This is a genomic window from Pseudomonas sp. CCC3.1 (assembly GCF_034347405.1).
Lineage (GTDB): Bacteria > Pseudomonadota > Gammaproteobacteria > Pseudomonadales > Pseudomonadaceae > Aquipseudomonas.
The window spans coordinates 1,369,264-1,383,271 of the sequence record NZ_CP133778.1; the positions used below are offsets into that span (position 1 = coordinate 1,369,264).

Genomic DNA, 14,008 nt, shown 5'->3' on the forward strand with positions numbered 1-14,008 from the left:
GGGCGGTAGCGTGTTTTTAACGCAGAACTTCCCCCTGTGCCAGTTGGGGCAGGAGGAGTTGGCAGGAAAATTAAGGACGTACTCGCGACATGACTACCCTCCAACGTAAAGGCATCATCCTCGCTGGGGGTGCGGGTACACGTTTGCACCCCCTTACACTTGGGGTGTCCAAGCAGATGTTGCCTATTTATGATAAACCAATGATTTTCTATCCGCTGTCTGTACTCATGCTGGCGGGTATTCGCGAAATATTAATTATTTCAACGCCTGAAGATCTACCCAGTTTCCAAAAATTATTGGGTGATGGTAGCCAGTACGGTATTGAATTGAGTTATGCGCAGCAGCCGAAGCCGGGAGGTTTGGCGCAGGCCTTTATAATTGGGGAGTCATTCATTGGCAGTCATCCGGTCTGTATGATCCTTGGTGATAACATTTTTTATGGGCACTATTTTTCAGAGAACTTAAAAGCTGCCATGTCAAAAACCTCTGGTGCCACGGTATTTGGTTATCACGTTTCTGATCCTGAACATTTTGGTGTAGTTGAATTCGACAGTACCGGGCGTGTGATCAGTATTGAGGAAAAGCCAGAAAATCCAAAATCTAACTATGTGGTGGCAGGCCTGTATTTTTATGACAATAAGGTTGTTGATTTTGTCAAAAATATTAAACCCTCATCGCGTGGTGAACTCGAGATAACTGATATCAACTGTATTTACCTTAAGCAAAATAGTTTGACGGTTGAAATATTGGGGCGTGGATTCGCGTGGCTAGATACTGGCACACATGAATCTTTGCTTGAAGCCAGTTGTTTTGTACGAACGATTGAGCAACGACAAGGTTTGAAAATCGCTTGCCTAGAAGAAATTGCATTCAATTTTGACTGGATTACTACGGAGCAGTTACTTCAACAAGCCGAGAGATTTAAAAAGACAGGTTACGGACACTACCTTTTGCGTCTATTGTCAGAAAAGCGTGATACATGAAATTTCTTACGACACCTATTTCAGGGCTAGTAGTGATTGAACCTGAAATTTTCAATGATGAGCGTGGCTGGTTTATAGAGAGCTTTAACTTACAGCGATTTCGGATCGGTTTGCAGGCACTGGAATTAGAAGCTCCCGATTGCTTTGTTCAGGATAATTTATCGAACTCGAAAAAGGGAGTTGTCAGAGGTCTTCATTATCAATTGGCGCCCTTTGCTCAAGGAAAACTCGTAAGTGCTCTTCATGGCGCAGTCTTTGATGTGGCAGTAGATCTTCGGGTAGATTCGTCTACTTATGGTGAATGGTTTGCACTCGAACTGAGTGACGTTAACAAAAAGATGTTATGGGTTCCTGCAGGTTTTGCACATGGCTTTTTAGCGCTGGAGGACGATACGTGCGTCAGTTATAAAGTTACCCAGTATTATAATAAGGATTCTGAGCGAAGCGTATTGTGGAGTGATACGTCCCTGGGAATCCAATGGCCGGCATTAAGTGAGTATTTTATAAGTGATAAAGATAAGTCTGCATCAGCATTTTTGAAGTTGTCCGGCTAAGAGATTTTTTGGATGCTCGGCACGTTGGGTCTAAAAGTTTTGTATGTTGTTGGCTCGGAGGTGTCAAGTTGAAGAGTAATAAGGTTTCAGTATGTGTCGTGTTATGTGCTTGTTTGCTGATAGTGCTGGGTGATGTACGGTTTATTATTGGCTCTGCCGGTTACTGGGTAGTGTGGTGTGTCGTTATATGTTCTGGGTTCTTTCTATCCGCTTGCCGGTTTAGCTGGACTATAAGTGTTGAATTGTTTGTGTACTTGATAGGTTTTCTTTTGGTGTTGATGTCTTTTGTTTTGAGCGGTATTGTTAATGATGATGTGTATACAGTTTATCAAGGTGTAAAGTTTTTTTTTATCGCAGTGGCTTTTTTTTGTATTTATATCAATGCTCGTGATTTGGTCGCGGGGGATGTCTATAAAATAAGCTTGATATCTATCATGGTTGGACTGCTTTTGTTTTTGATGTCTAAATATTCCATGCGGGAGCTATATGTTGAGTTGGGGGATGGACGGCAAGGTAGCCAATTTGCATACCCTGGTGTTCTTTGGAAAACGCCAGTGTTCTTTATAGGATTTGTCATCGCAGGAACGGTGTTTAGCACGGGGAATAAGTTTCTATCTTTACTTGCTTTGATCGGTGGTATGTTCTTGTTAAAGTCAGACTCAAGTCGAACAGGTTTCTTAATCCTTGCGATGGTGGCACTGCTGTTTGTTGTGCTGTGTGCTTATTTGAAACCCCAAACCGCATTGGTATGCTCGTTAGTGTTGGGGCTGGGTGGCCTAGGGTTGTTGATACTTTACAGTTGCGGGTTTGTTTTTTTAAGCAATGCAACAGAACCATTGGTATTGAACAGGCTTGCAGCGGGGGACCCAACACGCACCCAAATGCTCACAGACGGAGTTATGCATGCTCAGCAATGTTTCCCATTAGGGTGTGGATTTGGTACAGCGACGTCCTTGGTCGGTCGTGAAAATATGGTAGTGCACAATGCTTACCTCTCATCATTAGGTGATCTAGGTGTTTTAGGTTTTATAGGTATGGTTGTACTTATGTTTTCCCCTATTATTATTTTCATTGGAAAATTTATCGTTTTTAGGTCGCTTTCTATCAAATCGTCTGAGAATCTTGCTTACTCAGTTGCTGCATTTGGAGGCGTAATAGGCTATGCCTTTCTAATGATGCTTCACCCCTTCAGTACTGAACTCTCTGAGTGGGGGATATGGATATTAATGGTCTCTATGTTAGCTACTTTTTCCCGGCAAATGGTTGCCAGTGAAAATGAAGTACAGGTAGAGGCATAGCATGATTCTGCAATTGAAAAATGTAAGTTTGTTGTTTGTTGCGCAGTTAGTGAGTTATTTGATTCCTATTTTGGAAATTCCAATCTTGGCTAGGGCTTTGGGAGTGGACGAATATGGTCATATATTGCTCATTCAAACAAGCGCATTGTTGTGCTCTTTAGTTGTGGAATATGGGTACTCTTTAAGTGGCTCGAGACAAGTAGCACTGTGTGCTGGTGAAAAATCGCTATTGTCGAAAATTTACAATGAAATAACGTCTGCTAAAATAATCTTGACAACGGGTATGGTGGTTTTGTCGTTTGTTGTCTTGTCTGTTACTAAAGTGGATATCAAACTGCAAGCAGCTTTGTGGGGCTATCTGTATTTCTTTGCATTCGGATTTAGTAGTATTTGGTTATTCCAAGGCTTAGAGAAAATAACGTTCCCTGTCGTGTTTGAGGTGTGTTTAAGATTTGTTGGGTTGCTCATGCTGTTTATGTTTATTTCTCAGCCTGAAGATGCCTCCAAAGCGCTGATGATTATGTCGTCATTTTCCGTTCTCAATACAGTAGTTGGTTTTTACCTTGTGTATAGGGTTGTCGGTGGTTTTTCATTTACAATCAGAGGTGGAATTAAGCAGATAAAAGATGGATTTCACAGTTTTTTATATAAAAGTTCAAACAATATAATGATGAGCGCTGGGCCTGCTTTGGTCGGTGCTATGTGTGGCCAGGCAGCTGTTGCAAAATTTGCTCCAGCTGAAAAAATAATAAAGGCTTCGATAGGTTTAGTAGGTCCTGTGCTAATAGGGTTGTACCCTTATTTAAGCCGGAAGTTATCGCAGTCCACACCTTTAAATTTGAAGTTCTCTGCATTCATTGTAACGGGTCTTTTTTTTGCGGGCGTTGTAGGGGGCGGCCTGATATTTGTTCTTGGTGATTATTTAATAAGTTTGATGTTGGGGCCTGGCTTCGAAGAGGCAATTGTCATTTTGCGTATTTTTGTTTTTGTTATACCTTTCAGAATGATGAATCAAGCGATGGGATTAACGATATTCATGCCCCTAGGTAAGGATCGGATTTTAAGCTTTTTGTTGATATTCTTCTCGTTTTTTTCATTGTTATTAGCCGCGTTGCTTTCTTATGAATTTGATTTGAAAGGGGTTGTATATGGCTTGGTACTGTCGGAGATAATTTTTTCAGCGTCGTTAGTGGCGTTTGCGATAAATATTAAGCGGGTAGAGAATAACGCATGTTGACAGTTGTTACGGCTACTTATAATAGGGCTTACACGCTTCCCAGATTGTTTGAGAGTTTGCAAACGCAAACTGAATTGAATTTTGAGTGGGTGGTGGTAGATGATGGGAGTACTGATGAGACCGAGAGCCTGTTAAAGGATTTTCAAGTCAGCGCTTCTTTTTCCATGAAAATCGTCAAGCAAAAAAACTCAGGTAAACATGTTGCGATTAACTCGGGAGTTAGCGTAAGTAGTGGTGACTGGATTTATTTTGTTGACAGTGATGATGCACTTCCTGCCGACGCAGTAGAGGTTTTTTTAGCGACTTTACTTAGTGATAAAGATAGCGGAACAATTGGTTTTTGCTTTAGAAGAGCAGATTTTTCTGGAGAAGTCGTCGGGCGGGTACTCGAAGGCGTACCCACAAACGCTTCCATCATGACACCGACAGCCGCAGCAAATTTTTATAATGGTGACTTGGCTTACATTTTTAAACGTACGGACTTGGTTAAACACCCATTTCCTATTTTTGAGGGAGAAAAGTTTGTTCCTGAGTTGTTGATTTGGAACCGGGTTTCAGATGAAGGGACAGTGAAGTACTTTGGCAACAAAACACTTTATTTGTGTGAGTATTTACCTGATGGATATTCGGCAAATTTCAATGCTAATTTGCGTCGAAATCCGCTAGGATTCGGCTACTTTTACAGTAAGCAAATTGCGCGGGAAAAAACTTTATCAAGAAAGATTAAATGTGCTGTTCGCTATGCGCAGTGTCGTTTGTATCATCTTTTAGGTAATAAAGGGCACTAAGATGAAAATTCTTTATGTTGTCACTGGATTAGGTGTTGGTGGCGCAGAGAGACAAGTTCTCGATCTGGCCGATCGATTTGGCATCCAAGGGCATGAGGTAAAAATTTGCTATCTTACAGGGCCAGCTTTATTGCGTCCTATGCTCAATAGTATTGAGCTCATACCGTTGAATCTTAAAAAGACGATTCCAGGATTTATGCTTGGCATTATTAATCTTGGAAAGATAATAAAAAACTTTGCGCCCGATGTTGTTCATGCTCACATGGTTCACGCTAATTTATTTACGCGTATTATTAGGCCTTTTTGCTCTATTAAGAAGTTAATCAATACTGCGCATAATACTAATGAGGGAGGCCGTGCCAGAATGCTGGCATACCGATTGACTCATTCCTTGGCCGACGTGACTACTAACGTTACGCTTGAGGCAGTTCGTGTATTTGAACAAAAAAAAGCATGCCCTATAGGGGGGATGCAAGCGATGCCTAACGGTATTGATACCGATATTTTTAAGCCTGACTTGCTGGCCAGAAACGCAATAAGAGCTTCTGAGCATATTGGTCAGGACGAAAAGCTTGTCGTCGCAGTAGGGCGGTTAGTTGATGCAAAAGACTATGATAATTTATTAATGGCGTTTAGCAAACTTTGTGAGAAGAGGTCGAAGGTTAAACTGTGGATTGTAGGTGATGGCCCTGAAAGAGATAAGTTAGAAAATTTGGTGAAGTTATTGGGGCTTTCAGGTGATGTTAGATTTTTAGGCGTAAGGTCTGATGTCAATAATATCTACAATGCCGCAGATTTATATACGCTTTCATCCGCATGGGAAGGCTTTGGTCTAGTGGTTGCTGAAGCGATGGCTACAGAAAAAGTAGTTGTAGCTACCGATTGCGGAGGTGTTAAAGAGGTATTGGGTGGGTGTGGATACTTGGTCCCTCGCAAAGACCCATCTTCACTTATGCAGGCGATGAGTACAGCTCTTGATCTTGACCCTGAAGATAGCCGGAAATTATCGATCTCAGCAAGAGACAGAATAGTCAAAAATTACTCTATCAATGAAATAGTTGATGTATGGGCACGCATCTATAAATATTAATTGATGGCTATTTGGTGTTGAAATTTAAGGCTTGATCATGAAAGAAGCAAAAATTTTGATAGTTACAACAGTGCCTGAAACACTTAAGACAATACTTGCTCTTCAACCACGCTTTCTTAATCGCGATTTCTCTGTTTACTTGGCTAGTTCGCCTGAAGGTGCCGTGGAAACGCTTTCCGCTAAAGAAGGAGTTCCTTTTCATATAGTTCCTATGAAGCGTGGCATAAGTCCTTTGTCAGATCTCTTGTCGATTTTTAATATGTGTAGACTGCTGTTAAAGTTAAAGCCAACGGTGGTTCATTCCTATACACCAAAGGCCGGGTTGGTTTCAATGATCGCCGCTTTTATATGCAGAGTTCCTGTAAGGATACATACCTTTACCGGGCTGATATTTCCTACTCAAACGGGCTTGAAAAAGATATTGCTCGTCAATATTGACCGGATTATTTGTATGCTTGCGACTCGTGTCGTTCCGGAGGGTGAGGGGGTAAAGCGGGATTTACTGTCTTTCGGTGTTACTCGCAAAAGTATGTCGGTCATAGGCTATGGAAATATTGCGGGTGTTGATTTGGATTTTTTCCAACCAGGTACTGAGGCTGTTAGCTCTAAGTCAGAGCTTATGAAAAAGTCCTTGGGTATTGCAGATGAGGACTTTTTGTTCTGCTATATAGGTCGTCTGAACAGAGACAAAGGTTTGAAAGAGCTAGGTCAGGCTTTTTTGGTATTGCCTGATTTTGTGCATTTGATAGTGGTCGGGGAACTAGATTCTGAGGCCCCTGTAGATAGTGCGACACTTACTCTTTTTGCGGAGCACAAACGAATTCACACGTTAGGCTTTAAAGCTGACATACGTGATGCGCTTGAAGCTTGTGACGCTCTGGTTCTTCCGAGCTACCGTGAAGGCTTTCCGAATGTTGTTTTGCAGGCGGGTGCCATGAGTAAACCGGCCGTAGTAACAGACATAAATGGTAGTAACGAAATTATTGAGCATGGTTTGAACGGGTGGATCGCAAAGCCTCAGGATGTTGCCAGTTTGCAGGTCGCAATGACTCGAGCTTTAAATACACCCAGAAAAGAGCTTTCGGTAATGGGGGCATTTGCTCGATCTCGAATCATGGAACGTTACGATCAAACGGTTCATTGGGGGCGAATGAATGCATTCTATTTGCAGGAGTTGAACATTGATTAAGCGTTCTTTTGACTTTACAGCCTCGCTTTTGGGCTTGTTGCTGTTGTCGCCAATTATTGTTTATCTTGCTTTTTCTGTACGACGCAAATTGGGCAGTCCAGTATTATTTAGGCAAACCCGACCAGGTCTTAATGGTGCCCCCTTCGAAATGTTGAAATTTCGGAGCATGAAGGATTGCGCAGATGCTCATGGTGGTCAGCTTCCTGATTCTGAACGAATGACCCCTTTTGGATCGTTTTTACGCTCTAGCAGTTTGGATGAATTGCCGGGACTTTGGAGCGTATTGAAAGGTGATATGAGTTTAGTGGGCCCAAGACCTTTATTGATGGAATACCTGCCTCTTTACAGTGCTGAGCAGAGTCGTCGCCATGATGTTAAGCCTGGTATTACGGGCTGGGCGCAAGTCAATGGCCGTAATGCAATTAGTTGGGAGGAGAAATTTAAATACGATAGTTGGTACGTCGATAATAAATCTTTTTGGTTAGACTTGAAGATTATTGCGCTCACTGTAAAAAAAGTATTTGTTCGTGAGGGTATCAATGCCGCTGGTGAGGCAACGATGTCCAAGTTCTCAGGCGTCGTACCTGCAAAAAAATTGGCAATTTTGGGAACTGGAGGGCACGGCAAAGTAGTAGCTGACACCGCTGAGGTTTGCGGTTGGAACGATATTGAGTTTTTTGATGACCGGTGGCCCGAAATACAAAAGGTTGAACATTGGCATGTTTCGGGAGATACCCAACTACTGCTGAAGCGCTTACAAGAATTTGATGGCGTTATAGTGGCTATTGGTAGTAGCGAAATCAGGTGTATGAAAATTACTGAACTGCTTGACGCGCAAGCACCCCTTATTTCCTTGGTTCATCCCGCTGCGACCATTAGTCGATATGCCACTATTGGTAAGGGCGGAGTTGCATTTGCAGGTGTTGTAGTTAATCCATACGCTAGAATTGGTATCGGCTCGATTCTTAATACCGGTTGCAGTATCGATCATGATTGCTGTCTAGCAGATTATGTTCATGTCAGTCCGGGCGCTAGATTGGCAGGTGGGGTTAATGTTGGACAGTCAAGCTGGATTGGTATTGGAGCGAGCATCCGACAGTCAATAAACATCGGCTCGAACGTTAAGGTGGGCGCTGGTGCCGTAGTTGTTGATGATACACCTGATGATTTAATTGTTGTCGGCGTACCTGCCAAAGTCTTAAGGTGTGACAATGAGTAATCTTGTTTTTAGGTGAGATTTATCATTTTTCTTATGTGAGCTTTTTTTAATATTAAAGTTATGGGTGGTGATTAGTGAGCAATTTACAGTTTTCTCCTTGGCCGTCTTTCACAGAAGAAGAAGCTGACGCTGTACGGGATGTTATTCTTTCTAACAAGGTCAACTATTGGACCGGTCAGGAAACACGTGCTTTTGAGAAAGAGTTTGCCAAGTGGTCTGGCACTGAATATGCCGTCGCTTTAGCTAACGGCACCGTGGCTTTGGATTTAGCGTTAAAGGCCCTTGGCATTGGCTTTGGCGATGAAGTAATCGTGACATCGCGTACTTTCCTAGCTTCGGTTTCGAGCATTGTCAATGCAGGTGCAGTGCCTGTATTTGCTGACGTGGATTTGGACTCGCAAAACTTTACCGCTGAAACTATCTTTAGGGTTTTGACGCCTCGCACCAAGGCGCTAATTTGCGTTCATTTAGCGGGCTGGCCCTGTGATATGGATCCGATCATGGCTTTAGCTAATGAGCATGGTCTCAAAGTCATTGAGGATTGCGCGCAAGCTCATGGAGCCTTGTACAAAGGTCGCCCTGTGGGCTCTATTGGACAAATTGGCGCTTGGTCTTTTTGCCAGGACAAAATCATGACCACGGGCGGAGAGGGGGGCATGGTGACGACCAATGATCGCCAACTCTGGGCTGATATGTGGGCTTACAAAGATCACGGCAAGAGTTGGGAAGCTGTCTATGAGCGCGAGCATGCCCCCGGATTTCGTTGGTTGCATGAAAGCTTTGGTACTAACTGGCGGATGCTTGAGGTGCAAGCTGTTATAGGTCGTATTCAACTGCGGCGTATGCATGACTGGCAGGCAGCTCGCCTGAAAAATGCTAGGCGGATTTGGAGTGTTGCCCAGCAATTGCCTGCGCTTCGTGTTCCTGCTCTCCCTGCCAGTGATGTGCATGCTGCTTATAAATGCTATGTATTTGTGCGTCCCGAAAGGCTTAAATCTGACTGGTCCCGTGATCGCATTCTCAATGAAATCGTTTCCCAAGGGGTGCCTGCCTTTTCTGGATCGTGTTCAGAAGTCTATCTTGAGAAAGCTTTTGACAACACTGGATGGCGTCCTGCGCAACGCCTTGAACACGCGAAAGAGCTGGGCGAAACCAGCTTGATGTTTTTAGTTCATCCAACTCTTACTGAACAAGAGATAGATTTGACCTGTCAGATACTGAGTAGCGTTGTACTGGAAGCATCATTGGAAGCTGGTGCTACCTCATAAATACTGCGACTGCATAGAACAAAAGATTGCGGATTGATTTTTGGAGCGGCACAGGTGTTCAAAGATGTTATGGATATAATTCGATCATATTTATTAAATTTGTCTCGGCGACAAAAACGCTTTATTCAAGTATTCACAGACGTCATGCTCGTTTGGATTGCCTTGTGGCTGGCGTTTGTCGTTCGTTTGGGTATCGACGACATGATCAATCCAGTCAAAGCACATGTTTGGCTGTTTGTAGCCGCTCCCCTTATTGCAATCCCCATGTTCATCCGCTTTGGTATGTACCGTGCCGTTATGCGCTATTTCGGCAATGATGCCCTTATAGCCATTATCAAAGCGGTCAGTCTGTCTTCACTGATTCTGGCAGTCGTCGTGTACTGGTACAGCAATCACGATAATGTCGTTCCGCGCTCAATCATTTTCAACTATTGGTGGTTGAGTCTTATCATGCTCGGAGGTTTACGCTTGGCCATGCGTCAATACTTCTTAGGTGACTGGTTCTCCGCTGCTCAGCATGTGCCATTTACCAGCCGTGATGATGGGTTGCCACGAGTAGCTATTTATGGGGCTGGGTCAGCAGGTAACCAGCTAGTCGCAGCGCTACGGATGGGGCGCCTCATGCGTCCTGTGGCGTTTGTTGACGATGATGACAGCATTTCTGATCGGGTCATTTCGGGTTTGCAAGTTTTCAAACCAGAAAATATGCAGCAGATGATTGATCGAACTGGTGCGCAAGAACTTCTACTGGCCATTCCTTCATCTTCTCGCGGTCGACGTCGTGAGATTCTTGGTTTGCTTGAAGGCTTTCCGCTGCACGTACGTAGTGTTCCAGGGTTTATGGACTTGGCCAGTGGTCGAGTGAAGGTTGACGATATCCAGGAAGTGGATATTGCCGATTTGCTGGGGCGTGATGCAGTACCCGCACAAGCAGATTTGTTGGAGCACTGCATTAAAGGTCAGTGTGTACTGGTCACGGGGGCCGGCGGTTCGATTGGATCGGAGCTTTGTCGTCAGATTCTATTACTGAGACCTACCACACTACTGTTGTTCGAACACAGTGAGTTCAATCTTTACAGTATCCTTTGCGAACTTGAACAACAGGTGAGTCGTGAGTCACTGTCGGTAAAAGTACTGCCGATTTTGGGATCTGTGCGTAATCCGCAGAAATTACTCGATTTGATGAAAACGTGGGAAGTTGACACGGTTTACCATGCAGCGGCTTATAAACATGTACCGATGGTTGAGCACAACATAGCCGAAGGTGTGTTGAACAATGTCATTGGCACGCTCAACACTGCTCAGGCAGCTCTTCAGGCGGGTGTTGCAAACTTTGTACTGATCTCCACTGACAAGGCCGTGCGTCCGACCAATGTGATGGGCAGTACCAAGCGATTGGCCGAAATGACGCTACAGGCACTTAGCCGTGAGGTTGCCCCTGTGTTGTTCGGTGACAGGTCAAACGTGTTGAGGGTCAACAAAACACGATTCACCATGGTTCGCTTTGGCAACGTGTTGGGCTCTTCTGGGTCGGTGATTCCGCTGTTTCATAAGCAGATCAAAGCCGGTGGTCCACTGACAGTGACTCATCCCAAGATCACACGCTACTTCATGACTATTCCAGAAGCTGCCCAGTTGGTGATTCAAGCCGGCTCCATGGGGCAGGGCGGGGATGTTTTTGTACTCGATATGGGTGAGCCTGTGCGCATCGTGGAACTGGCTGAGAAGATGATTCATCTTTCAGGTTTAAGTGTCCGCTCTGAAAAAAATCTGCATGGCGATATTGAAATTGAATTCACGGGGCTGCGCCCAGGCGAAAAACTTTACGAAGAGTTGCTGATCGGTGACAACGTTGTATCCACACAACATCCCATGATCATGAGTGCAAACGAGGATATGTTGTCATGGGAAGAACTAAAGCAAAAACTTGCTCAGTTGCTTGAGGCTGTAGACCAAGATGACTATGCACGCGTACGTCAGTTGTTGCGTGAGACAGTGAGTGGTTATACCCCTGAGGGCGACATTGTTGACTGGATTCATCAGCAACGTCGCTCCGAGCCGTTATAACGAAATACCCTGCAACTGACACATTTTTGACACTCCCTCGTCATCGCCTATGTTTGGAGTACAGCTCAGGAAAGCTGTTTCCACTTAACGATGTATTGGAGTGTCACTTATGCGTATTGCCTTTCTCCCTTCGATGTTTCTGGCTTTGATGGTCGGTATGTCCAGCGCGGTTCACGCTACGCCTACGGCAGATGCTGCTCAGCCGGTCGTGGCTACGATTGCCTCGCCTGATGCCCAAATCATGACGATCAACCTTAACACTGCAGATGAGGCGACACTTCAGCGTGAACTCTCTGGAGTAGGCTCCGCCAAGGCAAAAGCAATTGTCGCTTATCGTGAGGCTAACGGTGACTTTGCCTCGGCGGATGAGCTTCTGGAAGTCAAAGGGATCGGCAAGGCTATTTTTGAGAAGAATCGCGACAGGGTCGCGGTTAACTAAATTAAGCAGTTGAATGCAGAAGGCCAGTCAAAGACTGGCCTTTTGGGTTTTTGCGCTTAGTGCCTATTCGACTGATTGCTTTAACGTATTACGCGTTACAGCCAATATTTTCTCTTTTAACTCATCGCTGTCGGCACTACGAGCCAGCACCAATGCCCCCACTAACGCCGCAAATATCATGATGCTTTGCTCTTCTGCATCTGAACCCGGCAGTGTGTTCTCTATTTGTTTGAGCCTGGCATTGATCACTGCGTCGGTCGTCGGGCTGGCAATCCTTTGTTGGGCCATTTCGGCAGACATGGTTGGCAATGGGCACCCTTCATGCGGGGAGGTCACATGCCACTGCGACAGGTAGGTATCGATAAAGGCATTCAAGGGCTGGGGTTGGCTGAATATTTCAGCGCACAAGCCGTCAACTTCGCTGGCGGCCTGTTGCAGGGCTTTTTCTACCAGTTCGTTTTTGGAAGCAAAGTGAGCATAGAAACCACCGTGGGTCAGCCCTAGGGATTTCATGAGCGGTTGCAGGCCTGTTGCTCCAATTCCATCTCTTCGAAAGAGACCAGCGGCTTCTTTGATGATGCGCTGATGGGTCAGGGCTTTATGATTTTGTGAGTACCGCATGGCAGCTGTCTCTTTAGTGCACTAAATGCATCTTAGCGTTGAGTATCAAGTCCTTACACTTCTGTTTTGCTCATTTGTGTTTTTCAGAGTTGCTCTCAGAACTCAATTTCTTGATTCCACACTGAGAGCGATCTCTGTGTTATTTGTCCTTTGATTCTTTTGCATCCATCTCAGCATTGCGTTCAGCAACACGCTTGCGTTCTTCGTCGGTCAATTCAACTTTATTGGCCGTTTCACGCAAGGTCATCAGGCCGCCAACGATGGCGCCAATGGCTACGATGAGAATTAACCAAGCATACCAGGGCATTGTTTTCTCCTTGATGAGCAAGATGCTGAGCAAAAAATTTGCGCTGCGTATTGCTGTCTATCCTATTGAGTGTGTGAGTACCCCACTGGTTTCATTGTAGGCCGGTTATCTTTTTGTGCGCTCTGGTTCACCTCAAGATGATTAAAGTCACGAAAATACGATCATCGGGTGCCGGTAGGCGGCTGCTTCCGCTATAATGCGCGCCGATTTCGACCAGCCTGAGAACCCGCTAATGTCCGACTGCCAGACTCCTATCATCGTCGCCCTGGATTTCCCGACGCGTGACGCCGCACTGAAATTGGCTGATCAGTTGGACCCTAAACTGTGCCGCGTGAAAGTGGGCAAAGAGCTGTTTACCAGCTGTGCAGCGGAAATTGTCGGCACTCTGCGTGATAAAGGTTTTGAGGTGTTCCTGGATCTTAAATTCCATGACATCCCAAACACCACGGCAATGGCTGTTAAGGCCGCAGCCGAGATGGGTGTGTGGATGGTTAACGTTCACTGCTCGGGCGGCTTGCGCATGATGGCGGCGTGCCGTGAAGAGTTGGACAAGCGTACCGGGCCTCAGCCGCTGCTGATTGGTGTGACTGTATTGACCAGCATGGAGCGTGAAGACCTCGCTGCAATCGGCCTGGACATCGAGCCTCAAGAGCAAGTCTTGCGTTTGGCTGCTCTGGCCCAGAAGGCCGGGATGGATGGGCTGGTGTGCTCGGCTTTGGAAGCACAAGCCCTGAAGGCCGCTCACCCATCGCTACAACTGGTGACGCCGGGGATTCGTCCCGCAGGCAGCGCACTGGATGACCAGCGTCGCATTTTGACTCCGCGTCAGGCGTTGGATGCAGGGTCTGATTATCTGGTCATTGGCCGCCCAATCAGCCAAGCGGCTGACCCGGCCAAAGCATTGGCTGCCGTTGTTGCCGAAATAGCTTAAGCGTGCACGTCAGGTCG

At 45.4% G+C, this 14,008-nt stretch carries 13 protein-coding genes and 2 pseudogenes; 13 read left to right on the forward strand and 2 right to left on the reverse strand.

Annotated elements, in window-relative coordinates; genetic code table 11:
* The first annotated feature begins 89 nt into the window (after positions 1-89).
* The 12 genes and pseudogenes from rfbA (at position 90) to RHM56_RS06195 (ending at position 12,132) form a co-directional block, all read left to right on the forward strand.
* The gene (gene rfbA, locus RHM56_RS06140; RefSeq protein WP_322239569.1) at positions 90-983 is read left to right on the forward strand and encodes a glucose-1-phosphate thymidylyltransferase RfbA; all 894 of its coding nucleotides are present in this window, start codon (positions 90-92) and stop codon (positions 981-983) included.
* Positions 980-1,537, forward strand: a complete 558-nt coding sequence (rfbC, locus tag RHM56_RS06145) for a dTDP-4-dehydrorhamnose 3,5-epimerase (RefSeq protein ID WP_322239571.1) — start codon at positions 980-982, stop codon at positions 1,535-1,537. The genes rfbA and rfbC overlap by 4 nt, the downstream gene beginning before the upstream one ends.
* Positions 1,538-1,809: 272 nt before the next feature.
* The gene (locus RHM56_RS06150) at positions 1,810-2,835 is read left to right on the forward strand and encodes a hypothetical protein (RefSeq protein ID WP_322239573.1); all 1,026 of its coding nucleotides are present in this window, start codon (positions 1,810-1,812) and stop codon (positions 2,833-2,835) included.
* Position 2,836: 1 nt separating this feature from the next.
* Positions 2,837-4,072 carry an oligosaccharide flippase family protein gene (locus RHM56_RS06155; RefSeq protein ID WP_322239575.1) on the forward strand — a complete coding sequence of 412 codons (1,236 nt, stop codon included), beginning with the start codon at positions 2,837-2,839 and terminating at the stop codon, positions 4,070-4,072.
* A complete protein-coding gene (locus RHM56_RS06160; RefSeq protein ID WP_322239576.1) occupies positions 4,066-4,860 on the forward strand; it encodes a glycosyltransferase family 2 protein in 795 nt (264 codons plus the stop codon). The genes RHM56_RS06155 and RHM56_RS06160 overlap by 7 nt, the downstream gene beginning before the upstream one ends.
* 1 nt (position 4,861) lies before the next feature.
* A complete protein-coding gene (locus RHM56_RS06165; RefSeq protein ID WP_322239578.1) occupies positions 4,862-5,950 on the forward strand; it encodes a glycosyltransferase in 1,089 nt (362 codons plus the stop codon).
* 37 nt (positions 5,951-5,987) lie between these two features.
* Complete coding sequence (locus tag RHM56_RS06170) at positions 5,988-7,139, forward strand: glycosyltransferase family 4 protein (protein ID WP_322239580.1); 1,152 nt, start codon at positions 5,988-5,990, stop codon at positions 7,137-7,139.
* A pseudogene (locus RHM56_RS06175) lies at positions 7,132-7,716 on the forward strand (sugar transferase); the annotation flags it as partial. The gene RHM56_RS06170 and the pseudogene RHM56_RS06175, both read left to right, overlap by 8 nt.
* A 27-nt stretch (positions 7,717-7,743) precedes the next feature.
* Positions 7,744-8,358: pseudogene (locus RHM56_RS06180) on the forward strand (acetyltransferase); the annotation flags it as partial.
* 74 nt (positions 8,359-8,432) lie between these two features.
* A complete protein-coding gene (locus tag RHM56_RS06185) occupies positions 8,433-9,626 on the forward strand; it encodes a DegT/DnrJ/EryC1/StrS aminotransferase family protein (RefSeq protein WP_322239582.1) in 1,194 nt (397 codons plus the stop codon).
* Between the two features lie 69 nt (positions 9,627-9,695).
* Positions 9,696-11,693, forward strand: coding sequence for a nucleoside-diphosphate sugar epimerase/dehydratase (locus RHM56_RS06190; protein WP_322241716.1), 1,998 nt, complete (start codon positions 9,696-9,698; stop codon positions 11,691-11,693).
* Positions 11,694-11,802: 109 nt separating this feature from the next.
* A complete protein-coding gene (locus RHM56_RS06195) occupies positions 11,803-12,132 on the forward strand; it encodes a helix-hairpin-helix domain-containing protein (RefSeq protein WP_322239584.1) in 330 nt (109 codons plus the stop codon).
* A 63-nt stretch (positions 12,133-12,195) separates the two neighbouring features.
* On the opposite strand, the gene RHM56_RS06200 is transcribed toward RHM56_RS06195, so the two are convergent.
* Both RHM56_RS06200 and RHM56_RS06205 read right to left on the reverse strand, forming a co-directional pair.
* Entirely contained in the window at positions 12,196-12,753 is a 558-nt protein-coding gene (locus RHM56_RS06200) for a TetR/AcrR family transcriptional regulator (protein ID WP_322239586.1), read from the reverse strand.
* 139 nt (positions 12,754-12,892) lie between these two features.
* On the reverse strand, positions 12,893-13,060 hold the full coding sequence (locus tag RHM56_RS06205) for a DUF2897 family protein (protein WP_322239588.1): 168 nt from the start codon (positions 13,058-13,060) through the stop codon (positions 12,893-12,895).
* Between the two features lie 232 nt (positions 13,061-13,292).
* On the opposite strand from RHM56_RS06205, the gene pyrF reads away from it, so the two are divergent.
* The gene (gene pyrF, locus RHM56_RS06210) at positions 13,293-13,991 is read left to right on the forward strand and encodes an orotidine-5'-phosphate decarboxylase (protein WP_322239590.1); all 699 of its coding nucleotides are present in this window, start codon (positions 13,293-13,295) and stop codon (positions 13,989-13,991) included.
* Positions 13,992-14,008 lie beyond the last annotated feature (17 nt).